Origin of the sequence: Pseudomonas sp. HN8-3, from assembly GCF_020790195.1 — a bacterium.
Taxonomy (GTDB): Bacteria; Pseudomonadota; Gammaproteobacteria; order Pseudomonadales; family Pseudomonadaceae; genus Aquipseudomonas; species Aquipseudomonas synxantha_A.
Map to the genome: position 1 here is coordinate 4,719,243 of NZ_CP086206.1, position 25,461 is coordinate 4,744,703.

The window sequence follows — 25,461 nt, forward strand, 5'->3', positions numbered from 1 at the left end:
ATTACAGGAAGAAATCCATGCGGAAGTAGATCGGTGCTTCACGCTCAAACAGCGCGGCCGGTCGTTCCAGCGAGTGGGCAAAGGTCACGCTGGTACTGACGTGTTTGCCGCGGGCGAACAGCTCAAGCGAGTTGCTTGAGACGCGGCCGTGCACTTCGCCGTTGTAGCGACCGTTGCGGATCACGCCCTGGTCGTAGCCCACGCTGGCACCGTATTCACCGAACACCGGGCGCAGCCAACCGAGGGTCACCGGGCGGCTCCAGCGCAGGTCATTGCGCCAGTAGCCGCCACTGTCGCCGGTCAGTTGCTGGTCCTTGTAGCCACGTATCGACGCCGAGCCGCCGAGGCTCATGCGCTGGGGGCTGAACAGCACGTCTTCACTGCGCTGGCCGGTGGCCAGGCTGGTGAAACTGAACGACTCGCCCCACAGCGTGAACGGTTGCAGGTAGCTGACGGTGGCGGTGTATTTGCGGTAGCGGGAGTTGGCCAGTCGATTGCCGTTCTGATCGCGCTCATGTTGGGCCTGGGCATCAAGCAAACCAATGCCGTCCTGCATACCGAGGTCAATGTTGACAAAAGCACTGCCAACTCGCCGACCGTGGTTGATGCCCCACTGCAACTCGCTGAGCCGATTGCTGCTGACGGCCAAGCGGCTGTCTTCGATGTAATTGTTGGTACGCAGGTGGGACAGGCCGACGTTGAGCGAGGTTTTGCTCACGGCATCACGGTGGATCACCCGCTCAGCGCGCAACTGATGGTTTTCACTGTCCCCGGTTTGCTTGAAGTCGAAACCATCGCCCTGGACGACCGAACGGTAGTCGCTCTGGTTGTAGCTGTAGCTGAAGTTCCACCAGCCCCAGGGCACGTTGTAGTACAGCATCGCGTTCTTGGAGGTTTTCTGGTGATCGCTGACGGCGTCGTGGCCGCCGCGCAGAATCAGTTGATCGGCCAGGCCCAGCGGGCTGTCCCATTCAAAGCCGGTACCCCACTGTTGTTCGCCGGTGCTTTTCTGGCCATCGTTGTTACGCGACAGGCTGGCACGCCATGGCTTTTGCGGGTTGTTTTTGACCATTACCGAGCTGCCGCCCACGGCCTCGCCCGGCGTCAGCTCCATCTGTGCCTGATTGGACGGTAAACGGTTGAGTTGATCGACAGCCTGCTCGATTTCTCGCAGGTTCAATATCTCGCCGCTTTTGCCGGGAAAGGCCATGGCCAGTTCGCGGTCCGACAGCTTGCTGCTGTCGGCGCCCTTCAGGCCTTCAAGCTTGCCTTCCACCACCAGGACTTGCAGATGCCCTTTGGACATATCCTGCTGCGGCAAGTAGGCGCGGCTGGTCACCAGGCCTTTGTCGATGTAGTAGTTGGTGATGTCTTTGAGCAGGGCGTTGAGTTGTGCAACGCCTAGGCACTGAGCCGCGTACGGCTTGAGTAGACGCTCGCGTTCAACGGCAGGCAGGTGGTCGGCACCCTGGAGTTCAATGGTCTGGATCGGGAAGCAACGACTGTCCACCGGGGCTGCCGGCGCTTCGGGCCTGGCCGCTTTGCCGGGCAGTTCCTTGAGCTGCTCAAGACGGCGCTGCTGATCTTCCAACAGGCGGTTTTGCCGCTCGCGGATCAGGTCCTGATCACCCGGCAGGGTTGCCGCCATCACGCAGTGGGAAGCGAGGCAGGCAAGCAGGGCAATGCTCAGTGAATACCGAGTCCGTGGCAGTGAGGCAGACATGTTCGATCCATCGAATTTACGAAGGGTGGCAAATTAACATCGACCACCTTTCTCGCCAATAATCTGACCAAACTTTAGGAAAAGCCCTAAAAAACACGTAACCACCTGATGGCTAACGAAAAAAATCAAATAGGAACAGATCTCGCTTGAAGTTTCTGGTTGTTTTCCGACCAGCGGTATCAAATTTGATACACATTGAAGACGCACACGAACGACCGGACTATTCGGCCAACGCCGGTCCGCGTATGAGTATTTGATTGATTTAAGGAATGTCTGGACGACAACGGAAATCTGAGCAGACGTTGACCCAACGTCGACTCGGACAGGCCAAATGGCAGGCAAAAAAAAACCCGGAAATCCTCACTTGCGTGGGCCTTCCGGATTTTCTAAACCGCCAAAAATGGTGGGTCGTGTGGGATTCGAACCTACGACCAATTGGTTAAAAGCCAACTGCTCTACCAACTGAGCTAACGACCCGCTGTGTGGTGGCGCGTATAATACTGATTTCTAAGGATTATTCAACACCTTATTTGAAATAAATCAGAAAAAACGCATTTGAACGGTAATTCGGTGGGCAGAACGTCTCTCGCAGCAGCCGGATCAGCGCCCCGGCTCGTCGTTCCACAGGTACTTATGCAGCTGCAATTGCAGGCGCACCGGCAGGTTGTCTGCCACTACCCAGTCCGCCAACTCACGTGCATTCAGGTCGTGATGGCTGGGCGAGAACAGCACCTCGCCCGCGCGGCGCTCCAGGCCATACTGGATCAGTTTGGAAGTCGCCCAGTCATAATCGTCGCGGGAACAGATGACGAACTTGACCTGATCGTTGGCCGTCAGCAAGTCGATGTTCTCGTAGCGGTTGCGGTGGGCTTCCTTGGAGTCGGGGGTCTTGAGGTCGACCACCCGGCTTACACGCGGGTCGACCGCAGAGATGTCCAGGGCGCCGCTGGTTTCCAGTGAGACCTCGTAGCCGGCGTCACACAGCCGTTTGAGCAGTGGGATGGCATTGGGTTGCGCCAATGGCTCACCGCCCGTCACGCAGACGTAGCGCGGCCGGTAGCCGGCAACCTGTTCCAGGATGTCGTCGAGGGTGCGCACGGTGCCGCCGCTGAAGGCGTAGGCGCTGTCGCAGTATTGGCAGCGCAATGGGCAGCCGGTGAGCCGTACAAATACGGTGGGCAGGCCAGCAGTGCGCGTTTCACCCTGCAACGAGTAAAAGACTTCGGTAATACGTAATGTGTCTTGCATAGTCGCCACGGGCGTAACAGCTAAACAGGCTGTCCGCCTCCGTCAGGCACTTCAAGGGATTGCGCCAACGCGCCAACCCCAGGAAGCGTGTTTCATAAAAGGGCGTGGATTCTAACGAAAAAACCCGCGCCAGGCGCGGGTTTCTTCTAAACGGGCGGTATTGCTTACAAGCGTTGCAGATCGCGCTGGGCCAACTGCGCGGCGGAGGTACCCGGATACTGGGCAACCACCTGTTGCAGAATGCCTTTGACCTTGTCGGTATGACCCAGGCGGCGCTCTACGTCAGCGAGCTTGTACAGCGAGTCCGGCACCTTGGCGTGCTTGGGGTACAGCTGGCTGACCTTGGCAAAAGCCTGGCCTGCCCCCTGCAAATCACCCTTTGCCAGGTTGACCTCGCCCAACCAGTACTGGGCATTGCCCGCGTACTGGCTGTTGGGGTACTTGCGCAGGAATGCGGTAAAGGCCTGGCTGGCCTTATCGAAATCCTTGGCCTTGATCAGGTCGAAGGCTGCATCGTAATACAGCTTTTCCTTCGCCGGATCACCCGGTTCATTGCTGGCGGCAGGGGCAGCCGCGGCGGCCCCAGCTGCAGCGCCACCGGCAGCAGCGCTTGGCGCGCCACCGGCAGCAGAATTATCAGGAGTAGCGGCAGGTGCAACACCGGCTCCAATACGACGATCAAGATCCTGGTAACGCTCCAGGCCTTCTTGCTTGAGCTGGTTCACCTGGTTCTGCAGCACTTCAATTGCGCCTTGTTGCTGCGCCAATTGATCCTGCATGCGTTGCAGCTGGTTAAACAGCTCGCCCTGTGCCGAGGGAGCGGACGTAGCCGCTCCCCCCGCATAGGCGCCGTTCGTGCCATAACCTGCTGGCGGATAACTGCTCCCGCTATTGTTATAGCCTGAGTTGCTATCCGTTACAGGAACCGCAGCCCACACCGCAAGCGGGGCGAGGCTGAGAGCCAATACAGTCAGAGCACGACGGCACGTTCGCATGACGAATTACTTACGCAGTTCGACGCGACGGTTCTGAGCCCACGACTGTTCGTCGTTGCCAGTTGCAACCGGACGCTCTTTACCGTAGGAAACCAGTTCCAGTTGGCCTGGAGCAACACCTTGCAGTACCAGGTAGCGCTGAACGGCTTTCGCACGACGCTCGCCCAGTGCCATGTTGTACTCACGAGTACCACGGGCGTCAGTGTTACCTTCCAGAACAACGCGAGCGCCGTTAGCTTTCAGGTCCTTGGCGTGAACGTCCAGAGCGCGCATGGCTTCTGGCTTCAGGTCCGAACTGTCGTATTCGAAGTAGAAAGTGGTGATAGCGCGCAGAGCAGCTTCTTCGCTCAGGGAGCCGTCGACCGCACCAGTGTTAGCGCCGTAACCAGCGTTTGGATCAACAGCTGCGCCTTCACCGGCATTGTCGCCGCCTTTAGAGGAGCAACCAACGGCTACGGACAGAGCCAGAGCCAGAGCAGCAAACTTACCAAACTTCAGCATTTCCATCGTGAAACTCCTAATGAACCCCAGTGTGTTAAGTACTTCTTTTTGTAGCGCCGCGTCAGTTCAGGTAAGGGGACCAGGATGGTTCTCTGACTTCGCCTTGTGCGGTAGGAAGTGGGAGCCTTACGCGTCCATTGATGGACACGAGCATCAAGACTCCCCGGCCCTGCTGGCGGGTGGCGTAGATTACCATGGTGCCGTTGGGCGCAACAGTGGCTGACTCATCAAGGTTGGTATCTGTAAGGATTTTAACGGTTCCGCGCTGCAAATCCTGGGCCGCAACCCGGAAATTAGTGAAACCATCCTGACGGTGAATCATCACCAACGTCTTTTCATCGGCCGAAAGCTTGGGGTTGGCGTTGTAGTTACCGATAAAGGTCACACGCTCAGCACCGCCACCGTTCACGTTTGCCTTGTAGACCTGAGGCTTGCCGCCACGGTCGGAGGTGAAGTAGATGGTCGAACCATCCTTACCCCAGAACGGTTCGGTGTTGATGCCCGGGCCGCTGGTCACGCGACTCAGTTGGCGCGAGGCCATGTTCATCACGTAGATATCCGGATTGCCGTCCTTGGAGAGCACGAAAGCCAGGCGCGAACCATCCGGCGACCAGGCTGGCGCACCGTTGAGGCCTTCAAAGTTGGTGATCTGCTCGCGACGACCCGTATCAATGTGCTGCACGAAGATGCGCGGGCGACGCTGTTCGAACGATACGTAGGCAATACGCTTGCCGTCCGGCGCGAAGCGCGGCGACAGGATTGGCTCGCGGGACTGCAGCAAGGTCACTGCACGTGCGCCGTCGTAGTCCGAACGTTGCAGGGTGTAGCGGGTGTTGTCTACCGAGAAACGCTCAGCCGTGACATACAGCAGGCGCGTCGAGAACGCCCCTTTGATACCGGTGAGCTTTTCAAACGACTGGTCCGAGATGTAGTGGGCCATGTCGCGCAGTTGCTCGGCGGTACCCGATACGCTGCCGGTCAATACCTGCTGCTCGGTAGCCACGTTGAACAACGTGTACTGGATCTGCAGGCGACCACCGGCCGGCGTGATGTTGCCGACCATCACGTACTGCGCGCCCACGGCTTTCCAGTCACGGAACACGACTTCGCTGGCCTGGTTGGGCTGGCTGATCATGTTGCCTTTGGGGATCGGCGCGTAGTAACCGGAGTTACGCAGGTCGTCGCTGACGATCTGGGCCATGTCGTCCGGCAGCACGCTGCCGCCCTGCCAACCGAAGGGTACGACTGCAATCGGAGTAGCCCGATCGCTGCCGCTGGTTACCAGGATGTTCTTTTCATCCGCCGCCGCTATCCCTGCCATACAGCAAATAACGACAAGCATTCCTCGAAGAAGGTTTCTCACAAGGCTAGATCCTCAGGTGTGAATGTCATCTTGAATGAACGATAGGGAGCGAAGTCACTTGGTTTCATTCCCTGCATCTCGGTCAACCGGCCAATATTCTTGACTGCGGCAACCGCTGAACTGTCGAACGTACCGTCACCACTGGACTTGGCCACGCTGACCGAAGTCACCGTACCGTCCGGCAACATGCCGATCTGCAGCACTACTGTCATGCCTTTGCGTGCCGAAGGTGGACGTGTCCAGCCTTCCGCTGCCCGCGCTCGAATCAGATCGTCGAAACTGCCCGCGACTTCATCACCACGTTCATCGGCCAGGGCTTGCTGACGCTGCGGCGTGTCGGAAAGCAAATCTGCCAGGGCCTGGGCCTTTTTCTCTTCGGCGGATTTGCGTGCTGCTTCCTGGGCCTTTTTCTTGGAGGCGTCGGCGGCAGCTTTCTTCTTCGCTTCGTCGGCGACTTTCTTCTTCGCCTCGTCTGCTTCAGCTTTTTTCTTGGCGTCTTCGGCGGCTTTCTTCTTCGCGTCTTCGACTATCTTTTTCTTGGCTTCTTCAGCGGCCTTTTTCTTGGCCTCTTCCTCGGCAGCCTTCTTGGCTTCTTCTTCAGATTTCTTCTTGGCTATATCAGCCAATTGTTTCTCTTCAGCCTTTTTGGCTTCGGCAGCTTTCTCGGCTTTCTTGGCTTCATCAGCCTTTTTCGCCTCGTCGGCTTTCTTGGCTTCGTCGGCCTTTTTCGATTCCTCGGCCTTTTGAGCCGCCTCTTCTTTCTTTTGTTCCGCAGCAGCCTTCACCGCTTCCTGCTCGACCTTCTTCTGTTCCATCTGCTCGACTTCAGTCTGGCGCGCAGCCGACTTCTGGGCCTCACCTGCAATCTTCTGATTGGTCTGGGTGGTGGCCTGGCTTTTCGATTTCAGCTGATACAGGGTCGCCTGCACGATCGGCTTGGCTGGCGGCAGGTCCGGGGTCATGGCAAAGCTGACAAACAGCATGCCGAACACCAGGACGTGCAGGGCTATCGCCCACACGCCAGGCCAGAAGTAGCTTTCCGAGGCGGACGGCTCTCGCTGTTGCTGCATCAGGGCGCCTCGGTAATCAAGCCAACGTTACCGACGCCGGCTTTCTGCAGCCCGCCCATGGCACCCATGACGGAGCCGTAGTCGACCGATTTGTCGCCGCGGATAAATACCTGAGTGTGCTTGCCGCCTTCGTTGCCGGAGCGAATGATCTTGGTCACCGCATCGGTCATCGCCGGCAAAGTCAGGGCCTTGTCCTGCTGCTTCTGGGTGTCGACTTCGCTGCCAAGGTTCCAGTAATAGGTCTTGTCAGCCTTGATCGAAATGGTCAGGACCTGCGTGTTGTTGTCCTGCGGCAAGGCTTCACTGGAAACCTTGGGCAGATCAACCTTCACGCCCTGGTTGAGCATCGGCGCGGTCACCATGAAGATCACCAGCAGCACCAGCATCACGTCGATGTAGGGCACTACGTTCATCTCGGCGACCGGCTTGCGCTTTTTGCGAGCTCGAGCGATTAAAGCCATTGGGAATTACCTGCTTATTCTTCGCTGGTGTGCACTTTACGGTGCAGGATCGCCTGGAATTCATCGGCGAAGGTGTAGTAACGGCCGATCAAGGTTTCGCTGGTTGCGGCAAAACGGTTGTAGGCGATTACTGCGGGGATAGCGGCAAACAGGCCGATCGCGGTGGCGATCAGGGCTTCGGCAATACCCGGGGCCACGGTGGCCAGCGTGGCTTGCTGGGCCTGGGCCAGGCCGCGGAAGGAGTTCATGATCCCCCATACGGTACCGAACAGGCCGATGTACGGGCTGACGGAACCGACGGTGGCGAGGAACGGCAGGCCCTGCTCGAGTTTCTCTTCTTCGCGGGAGATGGCCACGCGCATGGCACGGGCCACGCCTTCCATCACCGCTTCAGGGTCGACACCCGGCTGCTGGCGCAGGCGCGAGAATTCCTTGAAACCGGCACGGAAGATCTGCTCGACGCCCGAATCCGGGTCCGGGTTGCTGCCGGCCTGGCGGTACAGTTTGGACAGGTCGATACCCGACCAGAAGCGCTCTTCGAAGCTCTCCAGGGCACGTCGACCGGCGCGCAGCATGTTGCTGCGCTGAAAAATCATGACCCAAGAGGTAACCGATGCGGCTACCAGGGTCAGCATGACCAGTTGAACCACGACACTGGCATTGCTGACCAGGCTCCACATGGAGGAATGGTCGACGACGGTAGGTTCCACGCTAAATCTCCTGCTTTGATTGTTTACCCGCGCCGCTCACGGCGGCAAAGGCCGCGCGTAGAGTTTCGGGAATGGCCCGAGGTTTCAAACTGTTGGTGCGTACACATGCCACCAGGAACTGCCCCTCACAGAGCAGCGTTGCATCCGTTGCCCGCCTGACCTGCTGTTTGAATCGCAGGCTGGCACGGTTCAATTCGATGACCTCAGCGCTGACCAGCAATTCATCGTCCAGTCGCGCCGGTGCGTGATAACGCGCCTCGCTGGAATGCACGACGAATAACAGGTCCTCCCCTGCCAGCGTGGATTGGGCAAAGCCCAGCTCCCGTAGCCGCTCGGTTCGAGCCCGCTCCATGAATTTCAGGTAGTTGACGTAATACACGATGCCGCCGGCATCGGTGTCCTCGTAATAAACGCGACAGCGATGTGCGAACGACTGATCCCCGTTTTGCGCGCGCATACTCTAGTGCTTACTCCTCAGGTTGCCAATCCGGCTGGACAACTGTTTTTTCATTCCTGAACGCTTTTGCAGTGACTCAAATGACGACGCCAGACACTGGGACAGCACAAAGCTCAGATAAATCGTCCGGCGTCAGCTTTTTAATCGTCCACTGCATCAAGGAATTCGTCTACCGCAGGCATCTCGCCCAATCGTGACGGAATGTTTAGCCCAAAGTGCAAATAGGCATGGCGCGTCACCACCCGGCCCCTCGGTGTACGCATGATATAGCCTTGCTGGATCAGGTACGGCTCCAGCACATCCTCAATGGTATGGCGCTCTTCACTGATAGCCGCCGCCAGGCTGTCCACGCCGACCGGGCCACCGTCGAACTTCTCGATCATGGTCAAGAGTAGACGTCGATCCTGGTGATCGAAGCCGTGCTCGTCCACGTCCAGCAGGTTCAAGGCCAGGTCCGCGACCGCCTTGGTGATGTGCCCTTTGGCACGCACTTCGGCAAAATCGCGCACGCGGCGCAGCAAACGGTTGGCGATACGTGGCGTGCCGCGGGCGCGCCGGGCGATTTCAAAGGCGCCTTCCGGGTCCAGGGGCAAGCCAAGGATGCTCGCCGAACGGCTGACGATGGTCGCCAGATCAGCGGTGCTATAGAACTCCAGACGTTGAACAATGCCGAAACGGTCTCGCAACGGGTTGGTCAGCATACCCGCACGCGTGGTCGCGCCCACCAGAGTGAAAGGTGGCAGGTCGAGCTTGATCGAACGGGCTGCCGGGCCTTCGCCGATCATGATGTCGAGCTGGAAGTCTTCCATCGCCGGGTACAGCACTTCTTCGACAATCGGTGATAACCGATGGATCTCGTCGATAAACAGTACGTCATGGGGTTCAAGATTGGTCAGCAGCGCTGCCAGGTCACCGGGACGCTCCAGCACCGGGCCGGAGGTGGACTTGATCGACACGCCCATTTCCTGGGCGATGATATTGGCCAGGGTAGTCTTGCCCAAACCCGGCGGGCCGAAGATCAGGGTGTGGTCCAGGGACTCACTGCGCCCGCGCGCGGCCTGGATAAACAGCTCCATCTGCTCGCGCACGGTAGGCTGGCCGATGTATTCGGCCAGGCTCAGGGGGCGGATGGCCCGGTCCTGGACTTCTTCACGGTCACGCGGGCCGGTGGCCGCGATCAGACGATCAGCTTCAATCACTTAAATCATTCCCTTCAGGGCTCGGCGGATCATGTCTTCGCTGCTCAGGTTCTTGTCCTTGATGGCCGATACCGCCTTGCTGGCTTCCTGAGGCTTGTAGCCCAGGGAGATCAACGCACTGACGGCATCGCTTTCGGCACTGGCGATCTGGCCTGCCGGCATATCCGGCTGGTTCGGTACCAGGGCGAACATGCTCGGCACCACTTCCCAGGCCTTGAAGCGGTCCTTGAGCTCCACCAACAGGCGCTCGGCGGTTTTCTTGCCCACTCCCGGCACCTTGGTCAGGGCCGAGGTATCCTGGGCGGATACCGCACGCACCAATTCATCCACTTCCAGGCTCGACATCAACGCCAGGGCCAACTTGGGCCCCACGCCATTGAGACGAATCAGCTCGCGGAAGAAATCGCGGTCGCGCTTGCCGATGAAACCATAGAGCAGTTGCGCGTCTTCACGCACCACCAAATGCGTGTGCAAGGTTATCGGCTCGCCGACCGACGGCAAGCGGTACAACGTGGTCATGGGCACTTCCAGCTCATAACCCAACCCATTCACATCCAGAATCAGGTGCGGCGGCTGTTTTTCGGCCAGGGTGCCGCGCAAGCGTCCAATCACGGTTCAGATCCTTAAAGCTTGGGGGTCAGATCAGGGCCTGACCGCAAATAACCAATGCGCTGATGCTATCAGAGACGCAGCCGCCCGCCACGACTACGTGCCGTTCCCAAGCCGTGAGGCAGCAGGCTGGAACGGGTATGTGCATGGCAAATGGCGATGGCCAGGGCGTCGGAGGCGTCGATCTGCGGTTTTGAAGTGAGCTTGAGCATGTGCATGACCATCATCTGCACCTGCTCCTTGTTGGCTGCACCGGTGCCGACCACGGCCTGTTTGACCTGGGTCGCGGTGTATTCGGCGATTTCCATGCCCTCTTCGGCGCCTGCCACGATAGCTGCACCCCGGGCCTGGCCAAGCTTGAGCGCCGAATCGGCGTTCTTGGCCATGAAGACCTTTTCGATGCCCATGGTGACCGGGCCGTAGGTCTGGATGACTTCACGTACGCCGCGATAGACGATCTGCAGCCGCTCGGCCAATTCCCCTGCGCCGGTGCGGATGCAGCCCGAGGCAACATAGATGCAGCCGCGCGGGGTCTGCTGCACCACGCCAAAACCGGTGATGCGCGAACCGGGGTCGATACCTAGGATTAAAGTCATAACGCCTGCGGGTTGGATAAACACATTTTTTGATACACAGAGACTCTAATGTGGGAGGGGGCTTGCTCCCGATGAGGGAGTGTCAGTAAGTACATTTGTGACTGACCCACCGCCATCGGGAGCAAGCCCCCTCCCACACAAGCCCCTCCCACATTGGGATATTCATCGTTCTTAAGTGAGCTGTTCGGCCACAGACTCAGGGATGTCGGCATTCGAATACACATTCTGCACATCATCCAGGTCTTCAAGCATATCCAGCATCTTCAACACCTTCTGCGCCCCCTCCAGGTCCAGCTCGGCACTGGTGGTCGGCAGCATCACGATTTCCGCGTCGGTGCCGCTGAAACCAGCAGCTTGCAGGGCATTACGCACGGAGTAGAAGCTGGCGAACGAGGTAAACACATCGATAGAGCCGTCTTCGTTGGTGACCACGTCGTCGGCGTCCGCTTCCATCGCGGCTTCCATCAGCGCGTCTTCATCGGTGCCAGGAGCGAAGGTGATCTGCCCTTTGCGTTCGAACAGGTAGGCCACCGAACCATCCGTGCCGAGGTTGCCACCGCATTTGCTGAACGCGTGGCGCACGGCTGCGGCGGTGCGGTTGCGGTTATCGGTCATGCACTCGACCATCACCGCCACGCCGCCCGGGCCGTAGCCTTCATAGGTCAGTTCGACCATATCGTCGGTGTCGGCCGCACCGGCACCACGAGCCACGGCGCGGTCAATGATGTCGCGGCTCATGTTGGCACCCAGCGCCTTGTCCAGCGCCAGGCGCAGACGCGGGTTAGAGCCCGGGTCACCGCCGCCCTGACGGGCTGCGACGGTCAGTTCGCGAATCCACTTGGTGAAGATCTTGCCCTTCTTGGCATCCTGACGCTCTTTGCGGTGCTTGATGTTCGCCCACTTGGAATGGCCAGCCATAACACAACTCCGAAATTCTCTAGAAACCTTATCAATCCCGCCCCCGGCGGGATTTCCCTCTTTTAAACGCAAAGGCGCATCCGAAGATGCGCCTTTTTGACTGCGTACAACCTTATCGCGCTTTCACGCTGCAGCCTTACTCAGCCTTCGGCGTCTCGCGCAGACGGATGTGCAGTTCGCGCAACGCCTTGGCATCCACCACACCCGGGGCCTGGGTCATGACGTCCGCAGCGCTCTGGGTTTTCGGGAAGGCGATCACTTCACGGATCGACTGGGCGCCGGTCATCAGCATCACCAGACGGTCCAGGCCGAACGCCAAACCACCGTGCGGTGGCGCGCCGTATTTCAGGGCGTCGAGCAGGAAGCCGAACTTCTCTTCCTGTTCCGCTTCGTTGATGCCCAGCAGGCGGAACACCGCTTGTTGCATCTCTTTGCGGTGGATACGGATCGAACCGCCACCCAGCTCAGTACCGTTGAGCACCATGTCGTAGGCACGGGACAGTGCGCCTGCCGGGTTGGCTTCCAACTCCTGCGGGGAGCACTTCGGCGCGGTGAACGGGTGGTGCAACGCGCTGAAGCTGCCGTCGTCGTTCTCTTCGAACATCGGGAAGTCGACGACCCACATCGGTGCCCATTCGCAGGTCAGCAGGTTCAGGTCGTGACCGAGCTTGATACGCAGCGCGCCCAGGGCTTCGCTGACGATCTTGGCCTTGTCGGCGCCGAAGAACACGATGTCGCCGTCAACGGCACCGACGCGATCGAGGATCGTGTTCAGGTTGGCTTCAGGGATGTTTTTCACGATCGGCGATTGCAGGCCGTCAACGCCGTTAGCGCGCTCGTTGACCTTGATGTACGCCAGGCCCTTGGCACCATAGATGCCGACAAACTTGGTGTAGTCGTCGATCTGCTTGCGCGGCATGCTCGCGCCGCCAGGTACGCGCAGGGCAGCAATGCGGCATTTAGGGTCGTTGGCCGGGCCGCTGAACACCTTGAAGTCGACATCCTTGAGCTGGTCGGCCACGTCCACCAGTTCCAGCGGGTTACGCAGGTCTGGCTTGTCGGAACCGTAGCGGCGCATGGCTTCTTCGAAGGTCATGTGCGGGAATTCGCCGAACTCCAGGTCCAGCACTTCCTTGAACAGGTTGCGGATCATCTGCTCGGTCAGGCCCATGATCTCTTTTTCATCGAGGAAGCTGGTCTCGATGTCGATCTGGGTGAATTCCGGCTGGCGGTCAGCGCGCAGGTCTTCGTCACGGAAGCACTTGGCGATCTGGTAGTAACGGTCGAAGCCGGCCACCATCAGCAGTTGCTTGAACAGCTGCGGCGATTGCGGCAAGGCGAAGAAGCTGCCGGCGTGGGTACGGCTAGGCACCAGGTAGTCGCGCGCGCCTTCCGGGGTAGCCCGGGTGAGGATCGGCGTTTCGACGTCGAGGAAGCCGTTCTCGTCCAGGAAGCGACGGATGCTGGTGGTCATGCGCGAACGCAGGCGCAGCTTCTCGGCCATTTCCGGACGACGCAGGTCCAGGAAGCGGTAGCGCAGGCGGGTTTCTTCGCCCACGTCGGAGTATTCGTTGAGTGGGAACGGCGGGGTTTCCGACTCGTTCAGCACTTCCAGCTCATAGCCCAGCACTTCAATGCCGCCGGACGCCATGTTCTTGTTCACGGCACCGGCCGGACGCAGGCGTACCTTGCCGGTGATCTTGACGACGTATTCGCTGCGCACGCGGTCGGCGGCGGCGAAGCTCTCGGCGCGGTCCGGGTCGAACACTACCTGGGCCAGACCATCGCGATCACGGATATCGAGGAAGATCACCCCGCCGTGGTCGCGGCGACGGTGAACCCATCCGCAAAGGGTGATTTCCTGACCTTCCAGGGTCTCGTTCAGTTGGCCGCAATAGTGGCTGCGCATCATGGTCGTGGTTTCACTTCTCGTAATTCGAAATTCGGTGGCAGGCCCGCCTCGTCACCGTACATTAAAGCAGGGGACGGATAATGCAGGAGCCTGCGCGTAGAGTTCAACTCAGTCTGCTTTGTCGCCGCCGGCCAGGTTCTTCTTGGCACCGGTCTTGAAATCAGTCTCGTACCAGCCGCTGCCGCTCAGGCGGAAGCCCGGCATGGACAACATCTTCTTCAACTCAGGTGCCTGGCAGGCAGGGCAATCGACCAGCGGCGCTGCGCTGATCTTCTGAATGGCTTCCAACTGGTGACCACAGGAAGCGCATTGATAGTCGTACATGGGCATGGAGATGTCTCGGCGATCAGATCGTTACAGCGCCACGCCCTGCCCTGTGCATAAAGCCCCGGCATGCGCAGCAAAGCGCGGGATTATATCTGGTAAATCGACACAGCGCAGCCGGCTTTCTGCCCCGGGGCCGGCCCACAAGGATGAAGGCCGGGCCCAGGGCCGCCGGGCTACGACGCGAAGGTGCCCTCAGCGGCGGGAGCAACCCGGCCCTTGAGCACGTGAACCACGCACACCACCCTCACCAGCCCACTGAAGTTCTTCACGCCTCCGTAACGCAAATGCACTTCCCGATCGACATAGGACAACAAGGCACTGACCGAACAGGCATTGATCCTGGCGATCTCCGTCAGGATGTTCCAGTAGATCTGCTCAAGCCGCAGGCAGGTCGAAAACCCATTGAGCCTGACCGACCGCGACAAGGGCTTGGCCAGCCCCATATCGAACCCTTTTGCAAAAGGGTCGACCTTTATCTTGTGAAAACCACAGGTTTCCATCACTCCTTTACCCATTCCACGTGACATACACCCGACACTCCATTGCCAAACAGCAGCCAATGGGCTTCTCCCATTGAACGATGGGCCTATAAAACAGCACCCAGCGTGCAGCAGCCAGAAGACGGGGAGTCGTTAGTCGTAGGACAACGCCAGGAAGCGCAGGGAAACAAGCAGGCAGCGCTGAAACAGCGCCGCCCGGGTTTGACGGTTACTGGTTTTCGAGCAGCGAACGCAGCATCCACGCGGTTTTCTCGTGTACCTGCATACGCTGGGTCAACAGGTCGGCCGTCGGCTCATCGCTGACCTTGTCCAGCAGCGGGAAGATGCCTCGGGCGGTACGCGTAACCGCTTCCTGACCGGCCACCAGTTGCTTGATCATCTCTTCGGCGCTCGGCACACCCTCCTCTTCCTTGATCGAAGACAGGCGGGCGTAGATTGAATAGGCGCCCGGCGCCGGGAAGCCCAGGGCACGGATGCGCTCGGCAATGGAGTCCACCGCCAGCGCCAATTCGTTGTACTGCTCCTCGAACATCAAGTGCAGCGTACGAAACATGGGGCCTGTGACGTTCCAATGGAAGTTGTGGGTCTTCAGATACAGAACATAGGTATCGGACAGCAGTCGTGAAAGTCCGTCGACGATGGACTTACGGTCTTCTTCACTGATACCAATATCGATTGCCATGTTTTTCCCCTTCAATTGACGAGTATTCATTGATCAGGTGCAGGACCACTCTAGCAAGAGAGCGAGCCGCATGCAGCCCGTCACGCCCAGGCGACCTGCGGCAAATCGCCCCGCATCGCTTGCAACTCGCGAATTGGCAAGCCTTTTTAGCCGTAGGAACGGTCTCGCAACGCCCGCCAAAAAATCCTGCACCTGTCTAGGACAAGCGTTTGCTGCACAAATGCCGTTGCCGTCGCAACACCCCGAAATGCTTGATTTGAGTAGGCACAGCCTTTGCTGTTAAATAGACGCCGTGTGGCTGCCGTTTATTCCTGCGGCACTTCACATAGGCTGATACCCGTGCACGTGCTCAACGCCTCCCATTGTTCAGAAGCGAACCGTGCCAGTCAGCTCTTCCTTGTGATCCGTCTTAACGTGAGTTAATCAAAATGTTGAAAATCGTCCACCTGCTAACGGGCGTTGCAGCTTTGCTGCTGTCCTTTATCCCGAGCCTGCAGCCTGAAAGCCTGCCCTACCTGCAACAACATGACGCTCTGTACCTGGCCTTGTTCGGCCTTCTTAACCTGACGCTCGCACCGGTAATCCCTTACTGGAACAAAGGCACGCGTCATCAACTGCAAAACCTGGTCAGTGCGCTGCTGGTGCTGACTGTTGTTGTTCAAACCCTCACCCTTTTGGCGCCTATGCCTGAAGTGGGTGGCCATCCGGCTATCCTGCTCAGCCTGGTGATTGCTGTGGTTGCCATTGTTCTTCACCTGGCCATCAGCTTCTACCGTTCGTCTCCGGCGGCCGCGTCGCAAAACTACGACATGACCAACCGGGATACCGGTACCGTCAAGTGGTTCAACACCTCCAAAGGCTTCGGCTTCATTTCCCGCGATTCGGGCGACGATATCTTCGTCCACTTCCGGGCTATCCGTGGCGAAGGCCATCGCGTGCTGGTCGAAGGCCAGCGCGTGGAGTTCTCGGTGATGAACCGTGACAAGGGCCTGCAAGCCGAAGACGTCATCGCTGCCCTGCCGCGTCGCTGATCCCAAGCCTTCGCAGCAAAAAAAACCGCGATCCGGCGTTGGCTGGATCGCGGTTTTTTATGGCCTGTGCATTTCAATAGTGCGGCGGCGGCGCTTCTTCTTCAGATGACTCGAACTGGCCGCCCATTTCTTCCTGGCGCTTGAGCAAGGCCGTCATTTGCAATTGCAGGCGTTCAACCGCCCGCTGCTGTGTGACCAGGATGTCGTTGAGGGTCTCGATGGTGTCGTCCTGGAAGGCCAGGCGGCTTTCCAGGTCGGTAACGCGCTCTTGCAGGTCCATGATTCAGTCCTGGGTAAAGATGAAGTCGGCAGGCAACAGCGCACGCAATCGAGCGCGAATCGCCGCCACTTGCTCTTGGGTATAGGGCCGGGCCGGATGCTTGCCCCACACCGGCGCCGGCCAGGCCGCGTCATCGCGTTTGCGCACGATCACATGCACATGCAATTGGCTGACGACGTTACCCAGCGCACCGATGTTCATCTTGTCAGCGGCCAGCCCCTCGTTAAGCAGTTGCGCCAGGGCCGTCGTTTCTTGCCACAAGGTTTGTTGATCTGCGACATCCAGTTGAAACACTTCGCTGATACCGTCGATGCGTGGCACCAGAATGAACCAGGGGTAATTGGCGTCATTGGACAGCAGCAGGCGACAGAGCGGGAAGTCCCCAATGGCCAAGGTATCTTGTTGCAGGCGTTGATCTAAGGCGAACACGTGGGCACTCCGTTCGGCAGGTCGGGACAGGCGCCCAGCATACCTTTGAACGCCCAAGGCTTCACGGCCAATCCTGGCACTGTTGAGGCGGGCGGGTGAAAAAATGCACCTTTTGGAGGCAGAAAAACAGTTGATCTACGCTAGACCGGGCCTCAACGGCACGCACCAAAATGACCCACTCGTGCGTCAAAGGGATCCGCCAATTACCCACTGATGGGGTTAACCGGTAACGTTTTACTCAGGTGCAGGTATTGCGTAGCACCGAACAGCGGTAACACCCTGGGAGTCAAGCCCAAACCAAACGGCGTAAAAGGCCCGTGCTTATGCGGTTTTTACACTCCCATCACGCTTTTCACGAAAAAATGACATTCGCTCACCGGTTTGAGCACGCTTGTTGCATTCACCCCGGTATCGTCGGCAACGGCACCGGCCTGGAAGCAGGTGTTTCGCGATAAACAACAACAGCGTTTCAATGTGCTTCATGGACGAGTTCAAACTTTTAAAGAAGTATGAAAACAGCATTGAAGTTGTCAGCCTTGTTACATTTGGGCTGTGAATTTGCGACACGGATCTAGCGATTTACGACAGCCTCGTAAAGAAGCTGAAAGGAAAGTTGGACAAGTATCGTCATAAGGGCCTGCGTGATATAGCTTTACGCCGGCACCCATAAAGAAAGAGCCGCCCAGATAAAAATACAGGTGGGACGGCAGTACTCTTCCTAAAACCAAAGGAGCAAATCACGATGCGCGTGATGAAGTGGAGCATGATCGCCCTGGCTGTTTCAGCAGGCACCTCGCAGTTCGCAATGGCGTCCGCCCAGGACGATTCCAAGGGCTTTGTTGAAGACAGTACTTTCAGCATCAATACTCGCGCTCTGTACTTCAGCCGCGACTTCCGTAACAACCCGTCGGGCCCAGGCTCCAAAAGCCGCGCCGAAGAAACCGGCCTGGGCTTCAATGCCCTGTACGAATCGGGCTTCACCCAGGGCACCATTGGTGTCGGTGTGGACGTGATCGGCCTGATGGGCCTCAAGCTCGACAGCGGCAAGGGTCGCGCCGGCACAGGTCTGTTCCCTACCGGTTCCGACGGTCGCTCCCAGGACGACTACTCCAAAGGCGGCGGCGCAGTTAAGTTCCGCATCTCCAATACCGTGTTGAAAGTGGGTGACCAATACACCACCGCACCGGTGTTCGCCTCTGATGACAGCCGTCTGTTGCCGGAGCTGCCACAAGGTATCTCGATCACCAGCAACGAGATCAAGGGCCTGAAGCTTGAGGGCGGCCACTTCACCTCAAGCGTCGCGCAAAACCAGACCTACCATGACAGCCTGGGCCTGACCAAAACCGACTTTGTCGGCGGCGTCTATGCCTTCACTCCAGAAGTCACCGGTAGCCTGTACTACGCGAAAACCGAAGATTACTTCCGCAAGTACTACAGCAACCTGAACTGGACCCACGCCCTGAGCGATGACCAGTCGTTCGCGCTGGACTTCAACATCTACGATACCAAGAGCGATGGCGCCGGCCTGCAACGTGCAGAGAAGGATGGTGTGACCAAGCTCGACAACCGCGCGTTCAGCTTGCAGGGTGCCTACACCATCGGCGCACACACCTTCACCCTGGCAGCCCAGAAGGTTACCGGTGACGGCGACTACGGCTACGGCGTAGACGGCGGCGGCACGGTGTTCCTGGCCAACTCCATCGCCCGTTCCGACTTCAACGCCGAAGGCGAGAAGTCCTACCAGGCGCGCTATGACATCAACATGGCAACCTTCGGCATTCCTGGCCTGAGCTTCATGACGCGTTACGTTACCGGTAGCGGCGCCAACACCGGCACTACCAGCAACGGCAAAGAATGGGAACGCGACATCGAAGCCAAGTACGTGATCCAGAGCGGCCCGGCAAAAAACCTGAGCCTGCGCCTGCGTCAAGCGACTTATCGTTCCGGGGATGGCGTTTACTACGGTTCGCCTTCGATCGACGAACTGCGCCTGATCGCGAACTACCCGCTGAACATCTTGTAATTGCCGGTTTAATTACAACGATGGCTTGAGGCTTCGGCCTTAAACAAAAAGCCGCTCCTCTGTTTAACAGGGAGCGGCTTTTTTATTGCAGTTTTGTTTCAAACAACAAAACAACTAGCAAGCTAAGTAACTAGTTTATCAAAGCTGACCTTTCGGCCAACTTCGATAGCAGTACGCCAAGTTATTTCGGCGCACTTTCCTGCATCACGCGAATAACCCGTTGTGGAAACGGAATATCAATCCCTGCCGTTTTCAAACGGTCACGTGCCAGTTCATTAAACATAAACACCACGTCCCAATAATCCGGGGTGTTGGTCCAGCAGCGCAGCGAAACGGTGATGGAGCTGTCGCCCAGGGTCGATACCACCGCTACAGGCGCAGGATCAGCCAGCACGCGGGGATCTTTGGCCAGCTCCAGCAACACTTCACGGGCTTTTTGCAGGTCGGCCTCGTAGTCCACGCCCACATCAAAAACCACCTTGCGGGTCGGCTGGCGGTTGGTATTGGTGATGATGCCGTTGGACAGGATGCCGTTCGGCACGATCACTGTCTTGTTGTCACCGGTACGGATCACGGTGTGGAAGATCTGGATGCTATCGACGGTACCCGAGGTGCCCTGCGCTTCGATCCAGTCACCGATGCGGAACGGACGAAACAGCAGAATCAGCACACCACCAGCGAAGTTCGCCAGGCTGCCCTGCAATGCCAGGCCGATCGCCAGGGTTGCCGCACCGATGGCGGCGACGAACGAGGTGGTTGCCACGCCGATCATCGAGGCCACGCTGACGATCAGCATGACTTTCAGCGCAATGTTCGCCAGGCTGGTGACGAAGTGCTGCAGCGCCAGGTCGGCGTTGCGCACGGCCAGCAAACGGCCTACACGATGGGTAAAGACATTGATCAGCCACCAGCCAATGGCCAGGGTGATCACTGCCAGTAATACCCGGCTGCCATATTCCATGATCATGGGGATCCAAGACTGGGAGGTCTTGATCAGGTGATCCATTTCAGCGTTCAAATCCATCTACTTTCTCCTGTGGTGCGGCGATAGGGCTCTATTGACTGCCTGAAAACGCAATTGAGCCCCGAAGGGCTCAATTGTAGGCACTGATTCTGGGGCGTGGGACGTCAAAAACACCCACAGGTTCCCCAAAGTGCCATCAGTCGCGGAAGTTATTGAACTGCAGCGGCATATCGAAAGTCTTGGCACGCAGGGCCGCAATAGCCTCTTGCAGATCATCGCGCTTCTTGCCGGTGACGCGAACCTGCTCGCCCTGAATGGCGGCCTGGACCTTGAGCTTGGCGTCCTTGATGTGGGCGACGATCTTCTTCGCCAGTTCCTTGTCGATGCCTTCCTTGAGCACGGCTTCCTGCTTCATCAGCTTGCCGGAAGCATAGGCGTCCTTGACTTCAAGGCACTGCACGTCGATCTTGCGCTTGACCAGGGCCAGCTTGAGGATCTCGATCATCGCTTCCAGCTGGAAATCGGCTTCAGCGGTCAGGTTGACGGTCAGTTCCTTTTCCTTGAATTCGAAGCTGCCCTTGCCTTTCAGGTCATAGCGACGGTCCAGTTCCTTGACGGCGTTCTCGACGGCGTTGGTGACTTCGTGTTTGTCCAGTTCAGATACCACGTCGAACGAAGGCATGTGATTTCTCCAATATGAGGGGCGGGCTCAGTAGAGATGGAGCGCGCCCGAGCTAAAATTCCGGGGCATTATAGCGGTTCTTTCGCGCCGTTCACCGCTGGCGACCTTATGGAGCACACACTGATGTCGACCCCCTGGCATATTCTTGGCGCCGGCAGCCTGGGCACCCTCTGGGCCACGCGACTGGCGCGCGCCGGCGTGCCCGTCAGGCTGATTCTTCGTAACCAGGCGCGCCTGGCCAGCTATCGCGCCAGCCAAGGGCTGACCTTGGTGGAACGCGGTGTGGAACACACTTATCCGGTCATCGGCGAAACGCCTGACAACCCGGAGCCGATTCGGCGTCTGCTAGTAGCATGCAAAGCCTACGACGCTCAAAGCGCCATCGCCCAGTTGCAGCATCGGCTGGCGCCGGACGCCGAATTGATCCTGCTGCAAAACGGCCTCGGCAGCCAGGACGCGGTGGCTGCGCAATGGCCGTCGGCGCGCTGCATCTTTGCCTCCAGCACTGAAGGTGCATTTCGCGATGGCGATTGGCGCGTGGTATTCGCCGGCCATGGCTACACTTGGCTGGGTGACGCGAGCCATCCCACCCCACCGCTGTGGCTGGATGATCTGCAAGCGGCGGGCATTCCCCATGAATGGGCCACCGATATCCTGACGCGCCTGTGGCGCAAGCTCGCGCTCAATTGCGCCATCAACCCACTGACCGTGCTGTACCACTGCCGCAACGGCGGTTTAAGCGCCCACCACTGCGAGGTCGCCACGCTCTGCGCCGAGCTGGCCGAACTGCTGGAGCGCTGCGGCCAGCCTGCGGCTGCACAGGACTTGCACAGCGAAGTCGAGCGAGTGATCCAGGCCACCGCCGCCAACTATTCCTCCATGTACCAGGACGTCGCCAACGCCCGACGCACCGAGATCAGTTACCTGCTGGGCTACGCTTGCCAGGCCGCGGCCCGCCATCAGTTGGCAGTGCCGCATCTGCAACAGGTGCACACGCGCCTGGTGACGCATTTGCTCGCACGCGGATTGGCCAGCGACTGAGGCACGCGCTACCCTGCCTACCTGTCTATCACCTGGGAAAACCCTGATGCCACTGCGCCAGCGTCTTGAAAATCTACCGGTAGGGCAGAAACTGCTGGCGGCCCTGCTAGTACTGTTGACCACCGTATTGCTGGTGGCCAACCTGACGTTTATCAGCGCTGCTTACTGGATCTCCCAGGAAAGCATGGCCCCCCAGGCCCTGCAGGCCATCGGTCGGCTGGTGTCCAACCCGTCGCTCGCCGCACAGGCGCTTGAATCCCCGGCCAAGGCCGAGGCACTGCTCAACGAACTGACCAGCTATTCACCGTTGCGCGCCGCCGCCCTTTATGACGGCGAAGGCAACCGCCTGGCGCAGATGCAACACGGCGACCGCCTGCACCTGCCGGACCACTACCGGCATATTGAAGCGTGGCGTGTTACCGAGTTTCGCAGCAACCAGGTCATCACCCTGCCCCGTGGCAACCAGCCTTCCGGGCATTTGTTGCTGGTGGCCACAAGTGAGCTGCCGGTGGCCTTCTATACCGGCACGCTGACCGCGAGCCTGGGCATCCTGATCTTCAGTGTGTTGCTGTGGCTGGTCATCGCCCGGCAGATCAAACGCCTGATTACCCGCCCCATCCATGAACTGGAAGAGCTTTCGCGCCAGGTCACCCGCGAAGAGAACTACGCCCTGCGCGCAGGGCCTGGCAACCATGATGAAATCGGCAGCCTGGCCGAAGCCTTCAACACCATGCTGTCGCGTATCGAAGCCCGCGAGCAGCAACTCAAGCGCGCCCGCGACGACTCCCAGGCCGCCTACGACCAGGCCCAGGGTTTGGCCGAAGAAACCCGGCATACCAACCGCAAGCTCGAACTGGAAGTTCAGGTGCGCAGCAAGATCGAGAAAAAACTCACCGGTTTCCAGAACTACCTCAACAGCATCATCGACTCGATGCCCTCGGCGCTGATCGCACTGGATGAACAGCTCTACGTCACTCAGTGGAACCAGGAAGCCACTGCTCTCTCCGGCACGCGCCTGGACGAAGCCCTGAACCAGCCGATCTTTCTGGCCTTCCAGCCGCTCAAGCCGTACCTGCCACAAATCAAGGCAACGGTGGAGCAACACTCGGTGGAGCGGATAGAACGGGTCACCTGGATCAAGGACGACGAGCCCAAGCATTACGCCCTGACGTTCTATCCATTGATGGGCGGTGCCGGGCGCGGCGTGGTGATCCGGATCGACGACATCACCCAGCGCCTGTCCCTGGAAGAAATGATGGTGCAATCTGAGAAGATGCTCTCGGTCGGCGGCCTCGCGGCCGGTATGGCCCATGAGATCAACAACCCTCTGGGCGCTATCCTGCATAACGTGCAGAACATTCGCCGCCGCCTGTCCCCCGACCTGCCCAAGAACCTGGAGCTCGCCGAACAAGTGGGGATTGAACTGGACACGGTCAATCGCTACCTGCAAGGCCGCGAAGTCCCGCAGTTGCTCGACGGCATCCAGCAAGCTGGCGCCCGCGCCGCGAAAATCGTCACCCACATGCTCAGCTTCAGCCGGCGCAGTAATCGTCAGATGGCCCCCTGCGACTTGCCGGCCTTGATCGACCAGGCCGTGGAAATTGCCGGCAACGATTTTGACCTCACCATCGGCTTCGACTTCAAGGGCCAAGCGATCATCCGCCAGTTCGACCCGCAACTGGGCCCCGTGCCCGGCACCGCCAACGAGCTGGAACAAGTGCTGCTCAATTTGCTGAAGAACGCCGCCCAGGCCATTCACCTGCGTGAAGACGACAGCGAACCGGGGCGCATTATCCTGCGCACCCGCCTCAACCCGCCGTGGGCAGAAATCCAGGTGGAAGACAACGGCATCGGCATGAGCGAAAACGTGCGCAAACGCACGTTCGAGCCGTTCTTCACCACCAAGGAAATCGGCCAGGGCACCGGGCTTGGGCTGTCGGTGTCGTATTTCATCATTACCAACAACCACAAGGGCCAGATGGAAGTGCATTCCACCCTGGGCCAGGGCACTTGCTTTACCTTGCGCCTGCCGCTTGCCGGCAGCCAATTGCCCCCCACTGAACTCACCCAACTGGAGCACTGACCATGGGCTTTCGCCTGTCGAAGATCTACACCCGTACCGGCGACAAGGGCGAGACCGGCCTCGGCGACGGCCGCCGCGTACCCAAGGACCACCCACGCGTGGAGGCGATTGGCGAGGTGGATACGCTGAACAGCCAGTTGGGCTTACTGCTGGCCAACCTTGAAGAGCAAAGCGGCAAGCACCCGGCGCTAATGGATGTGATTGAGGTGCTCACACCTTGCCAACATCGCCTGTTCGACCTGGGCGGCGAGCTGGCGATGCCGGTGTACAAGGCATTGAATGCGGCGGAAGTGGATCGGCTGGAAGCGGCGATTGATCGCTGGAATGAGGAGGTTGGGCCGCTGGAGAACTTCATCCTGCCTGGCGGCTCGGCGTTGATCGCCCAAGCCCATGTGTGTCGTAGCCTGGCGCGCAGTGCGGAGCGGCGGTGTCAGCACCTGAATGCGCTGGAGCCGCTGGAAGGCGTGGGGTTGGCGTATATCAATCGGTTGTCGGACTTGCTGTTTGTGGCGGCCAGGGTGATTGCCCGGCGCCAAGGTGTTGCTGAAGTGTTGTGGCAGGCGGCTGCCAAGCCACACTGAGATTTATCGGGTGACTGGCAAGACCTCATCGGGAGCAAGCCCCCTCCCACATTTTGAATTGTGAATACATTCAAGTGTGGGAGGGGGCTTGCTCCCGATAGGGCCCGTCAGCGCAACATCAAACCTGCGGCCAGAACGCCCGAATCCCAGCCACGCCTTGCGCCCCGGCTTCCCAGGCCTGCTCCCGCTGCGCAGGCCCAACCCCGCCCAGCAGAAACACCGGCTTACTGAACCCGGCGATCAACTGCGCCGCCTGCTCCCAACCTAAAGGCTGCGCATCCGGATGCGTCTGGGTCGGCTGTACCGGCGACAGCGTGACAAAGTCCACGTCCATCATCTCTGCCAGTGCCAGCTCTTCGGCGTTGTGGCAAGAAGCCGCCAACCAGCGATCCTTCGGCAGCGGTCGGCCTTTGCTCGCATACTTACGCAGTTGCGTCGAGGTCATGTGCCAGCCGGCGGCAGGGAAATCCCCCAGCCATTCGAACGGCCCTTTAAGCATCAGTTGTGCCTTGCCGGCACACAAGCCAACCGCATCCACCGCCAGATCGCGGTATTTGGGGTCATAGCCGTTGGGCGCACGCAGTTGAACCAGCTTGATGCCACCAGCGATGGCCTTCTGGATACCACGCAACAACATCGGGGTTTCCAGCTCACCGGGGGTGATCAGGTACTCGGCGGGCAGGCGCGCAGCAGCAACAATCGGCGCATTCGCCGCCGGGAACTCATAGTTGAGCAAGTCCCGCGGCGACACCCATTCCAACGGCTGCCCTTCGGCCCCATGAGGCTCGCCGGTAAAAGCCGAGACTTCCCAGACATCCAGCAATACCTGCTTGTCCGGGTAGTCGTGCTGCACCTTGATCAGCGGCCGCGCCGTGGTGACCTGGATGCCCAGCTCTTCCTGCAATTCACGGGACAAGGCCGTGGCGACCGACTCATCGGCCTCCACCTTGCCGCCGGGAAATTCCCAGAGGCCGCCTTGATGCTGTGTATCGGCACGGCGCGCCAACAGGATCCTGCCGTCGACACCGCGGATCACCGCTGCTGCTACATGCACTCGTTTCACCACCAGTTTCCTC

Annotated in this window: 27 protein-coding genes and 1 tRNA gene; 5 read left to right on the forward strand and 23 right to left on the reverse strand. The window is 59.1% G+C overall.

Annotated elements, in window-relative coordinates; translation table 11 throughout:
• Position 1 precedes the first annotated feature (1 nt).
• The 18 genes from LJX92_RS20935 to LJX92_RS21020 form a co-directional block, all read right to left on the reverse strand.
• A complete protein-coding gene (locus LJX92_RS20935) occupies positions 2–1,723 on the reverse strand; it encodes a ShlB/FhaC/HecB family hemolysin secretion/activation protein (protein WP_323134814.1) in 1,722 nt (573 codons plus the stop codon).
• Between the two features lie 401 nt (positions 1,724–2,124).
• Positions 2,125–2,200, reverse strand: a tRNA-Lys gene (locus LJX92_RS20940).
• Positions 2,201–2,323: 123 nt separating this feature from the next.
• Positions 2,324–2,971, reverse strand: a complete 648-nt coding sequence (queE, locus tag LJX92_RS20945) for a 7-carboxy-7-deazaguanine synthase QueE (protein WP_020302705.1) — start codon at positions 2,969–2,971, stop codon at positions 2,324–2,326.
• A gap of 164 nt (positions 2,972–3,135) precedes the next feature.
• On the reverse strand, positions 3,136–3,966 hold the full coding sequence (gene ybgF / locus LJX92_RS20950; protein WP_228308906.1) for a tol-pal system protein YbgF: 831 nt from the start codon (positions 3,964–3,966) through the stop codon (positions 3,136–3,138).
• 6 nt (positions 3,967–3,972) lie between these two features.
• Positions 3,973–4,473: a peptidoglycan-associated lipoprotein Pal gene (pal, locus tag LJX92_RS20955; protein ID WP_003193861.1), complete on the reverse strand. Its 501-nt coding sequence runs from the start codon at positions 4,471–4,473 to the stop codon at positions 3,973–3,975.
• A 55-nt stretch (positions 4,474–4,528) separates the two neighbouring features.
• Entirely contained in the window at positions 4,529–5,809 is a 1,281-nt protein-coding gene (gene tolB, locus LJX92_RS20960; protein WP_032803700.1) for a Tol-Pal system beta propeller repeat protein TolB, read from the reverse strand.
• A 17-nt stretch (positions 5,810–5,826) separates the two neighbouring features.
• Positions 5,827–6,900, reverse strand: a complete 1,074-nt coding sequence (gene tolA, locus LJX92_RS20965) for a cell envelope integrity protein TolA (protein ID WP_005790902.1) — start codon at positions 6,898–6,900, stop codon at positions 5,827–5,829.
• Positions 6,900–7,352 carry a protein TolR gene (gene tolR, locus LJX92_RS20970; RefSeq protein ID WP_161793227.1) on the reverse strand — a complete coding sequence of 151 codons (453 nt, stop codon included), beginning with the start codon at positions 7,350–7,352 and terminating at the stop codon, positions 6,900–6,902. The genes tolA and tolR overlap by 1 nt, the downstream gene beginning before the upstream one ends.
• Before the next feature lie 23 nt (positions 7,353–7,375).
• The gene (gene tolQ, locus LJX92_RS20975) at positions 7,376–8,071 is read right to left on the reverse strand and encodes a protein TolQ (RefSeq protein WP_003193865.1); all 696 of its coding nucleotides are present in this window, start codon (positions 8,069–8,071) and stop codon (positions 7,376–7,378) included.
• Between the two features lies 1 nt (position 8,072).
• Positions 8,073–8,528 (reverse strand): tol-pal system-associated acyl-CoA thioesterase, encoded by a 456-nt coding sequence (gene ybgC / locus LJX92_RS20980; protein ID WP_003175800.1) that lies wholly within the window; start codon positions 8,526–8,528, stop codon positions 8,073–8,075.
• Between the two features lie 140 nt (positions 8,529–8,668).
• On the reverse strand, positions 8,669–9,727 hold the full coding sequence (gene ruvB, locus LJX92_RS20985) for a Holliday junction branch migration DNA helicase RuvB (protein WP_005790907.1): 1,059 nt from the start codon (positions 9,725–9,727) through the stop codon (positions 8,669–8,671).
• Positions 9,728–10,339 carry a Holliday junction branch migration protein RuvA gene (ruvA, locus tag LJX92_RS20990; protein WP_005790908.1) on the reverse strand — a complete coding sequence of 204 codons (612 nt, stop codon included), beginning with the start codon at positions 10,337–10,339 and terminating at the stop codon, positions 9,728–9,730.
• Positions 10,340–10,407: 68 nt separating this feature from the next.
• Positions 10,408–10,932, reverse strand: coding sequence for a crossover junction endodeoxyribonuclease RuvC (ruvC, locus tag LJX92_RS20995; protein WP_005790910.1), 525 nt, complete (start codon positions 10,930–10,932; stop codon positions 10,408–10,410).
• Between the two features lie 171 nt (positions 10,933–11,103).
• Complete coding sequence (locus LJX92_RS21000; protein ID WP_228308907.1) at positions 11,104–11,850, reverse strand: YebC/PmpR family DNA-binding transcriptional regulator; 747 nt, start codon at positions 11,848–11,850, stop codon at positions 11,104–11,106.
• Between the two features lie 136 nt (positions 11,851–11,986).
• Positions 11,987–13,762 carry an aspartate--tRNA ligase gene (aspS, locus tag LJX92_RS21005; RefSeq protein ID WP_005790914.1) on the reverse strand — a complete coding sequence of 592 codons (1,776 nt, stop codon included), beginning with the start codon at positions 13,760–13,762 and terminating at the stop codon, positions 11,987–11,989.
• A 108-nt stretch (positions 13,763–13,870) separates the two neighbouring features.
• Positions 13,871–14,092, reverse strand: a complete 222-nt coding sequence (locus tag LJX92_RS21010; RefSeq protein ID WP_003193872.1) for an FmdB family zinc ribbon protein — start codon at positions 14,090–14,092, stop codon at positions 13,871–13,873.
• Positions 14,093–14,262: 170 nt separating this feature from the next.
• Positions 14,263–14,616 (reverse strand): ribbon-helix-helix domain-containing protein, encoded by a 354-nt coding sequence (locus tag LJX92_RS21015; protein ID WP_032803701.1) that lies wholly within the window; start codon positions 14,614–14,616, stop codon positions 14,263–14,265.
• Positions 14,617–14,797: 181 nt separating this feature from the next.
• A complete protein-coding gene (locus LJX92_RS21020; protein WP_003193874.1) occupies positions 14,798–15,271 on the reverse strand; it encodes a Dps family protein in 474 nt (157 codons plus the stop codon).
• A gap of 428 nt (positions 15,272–15,699) precedes the next feature.
• Here LJX92_RS21020 and LJX92_RS27025 point away from each other — a divergent pair, with 428 nt between their 5' ends.
• Positions 15,700–16,302: a cold-shock protein gene (locus LJX92_RS27025; RefSeq protein ID WP_005790922.1), complete on the forward strand. Its 603-nt coding sequence runs from the start codon at positions 15,700–15,702 to the stop codon at positions 16,300–16,302.
• A 73-nt stretch (positions 16,303–16,375) separates the two neighbouring features.
• Here LJX92_RS27025 and LJX92_RS21030 read toward each other — a convergent pair whose 3' ends face one another.
• Both LJX92_RS21030 and LJX92_RS21035 read right to left on the reverse strand, forming a co-directional pair.
• On the reverse strand, positions 16,376–16,582 hold the full coding sequence (locus tag LJX92_RS21030) for a SlyX family protein (RefSeq protein WP_005790924.1): 207 nt from the start codon (positions 16,580–16,582) through the stop codon (positions 16,376–16,378).
• A 3-nt stretch (positions 16,583–16,585) separates the two neighbouring features.
• Positions 16,586–17,011, reverse strand: coding sequence for an HIT domain-containing protein (locus LJX92_RS21035; protein ID WP_032879698.1), 426 nt, complete (start codon positions 17,009–17,011; stop codon positions 16,586–16,588).
• A gap of 742 nt (positions 17,012–17,753) precedes the next feature.
• Here LJX92_RS21035 and LJX92_RS21040 point away from each other — a divergent pair.
• The gene (locus tag LJX92_RS21040; RefSeq protein ID WP_228308908.1) at positions 17,754–19,034 is read left to right on the forward strand and encodes an OprD family porin; all 1,281 of its coding nucleotides are present in this window, start codon (positions 17,754–17,756) and stop codon (positions 19,032–19,034) included.
• 181 nt (positions 19,035–19,215) lie between these two features.
• Here LJX92_RS21040 and LJX92_RS21045 read toward each other — a convergent pair whose 3' ends face one another.
• On the reverse strand, positions 19,216–20,058 hold the full coding sequence (locus tag LJX92_RS21045; protein WP_228308909.1) for a mechanosensitive ion channel family protein: 843 nt from the start codon (positions 20,056–20,058) through the stop codon (positions 19,216–19,218).
• Positions 20,059–20,194: 136 nt separating this feature from the next.
• Entirely contained in the window at positions 20,195–20,680 is a 486-nt protein-coding gene (locus LJX92_RS21050; RefSeq protein WP_003193880.1) for a YajQ family cyclic di-GMP-binding protein, read from the reverse strand.
• Between the two features lie 123 nt (positions 20,681–20,803).
• Between LJX92_RS21050 and LJX92_RS21055 the strand changes: the two genes are divergently transcribed.
• The 3 genes from LJX92_RS21055 to LJX92_RS21065 are packed head-to-tail and all read left to right on the forward strand — an operon-like array spanning position 20,804 to position 24,385.
• Positions 20,804–21,721 (forward strand): putative 2-dehydropantoate 2-reductase, encoded by a 918-nt coding sequence (locus tag LJX92_RS21055; RefSeq protein WP_032879694.1) that lies wholly within the window; start codon positions 20,804–20,806, stop codon positions 21,719–21,721.
• A 46-nt stretch (positions 21,722–21,767) separates the two neighbouring features.
• Entirely contained in the window at positions 21,768–23,804 is a 2,037-nt protein-coding gene (locus LJX92_RS21060) for a sensor histidine kinase (protein WP_148852627.1), read from the forward strand.
• 2 nt (positions 23,805–23,806) lie between these two features.
• Positions 23,807–24,385, forward strand: a complete 579-nt coding sequence (locus tag LJX92_RS21065) for a cob(I)yrinic acid a,c-diamide adenosyltransferase (protein WP_005790941.1) — start codon at positions 23,807–23,809, stop codon at positions 24,383–24,385.
• Positions 24,386–24,503: 118 nt separating this feature from the next.
• On the opposite strand, the gene LJX92_RS21070 is transcribed toward LJX92_RS21065, so the two are convergent.
• Positions 24,504–25,448, reverse strand: a complete 945-nt coding sequence (locus LJX92_RS21070; RefSeq protein WP_228308910.1) for a Nudix family hydrolase — start codon at positions 25,446–25,448, stop codon at positions 24,504–24,506.
• Positions 25,449–25,461: the final 13 nt, after the last annotated feature.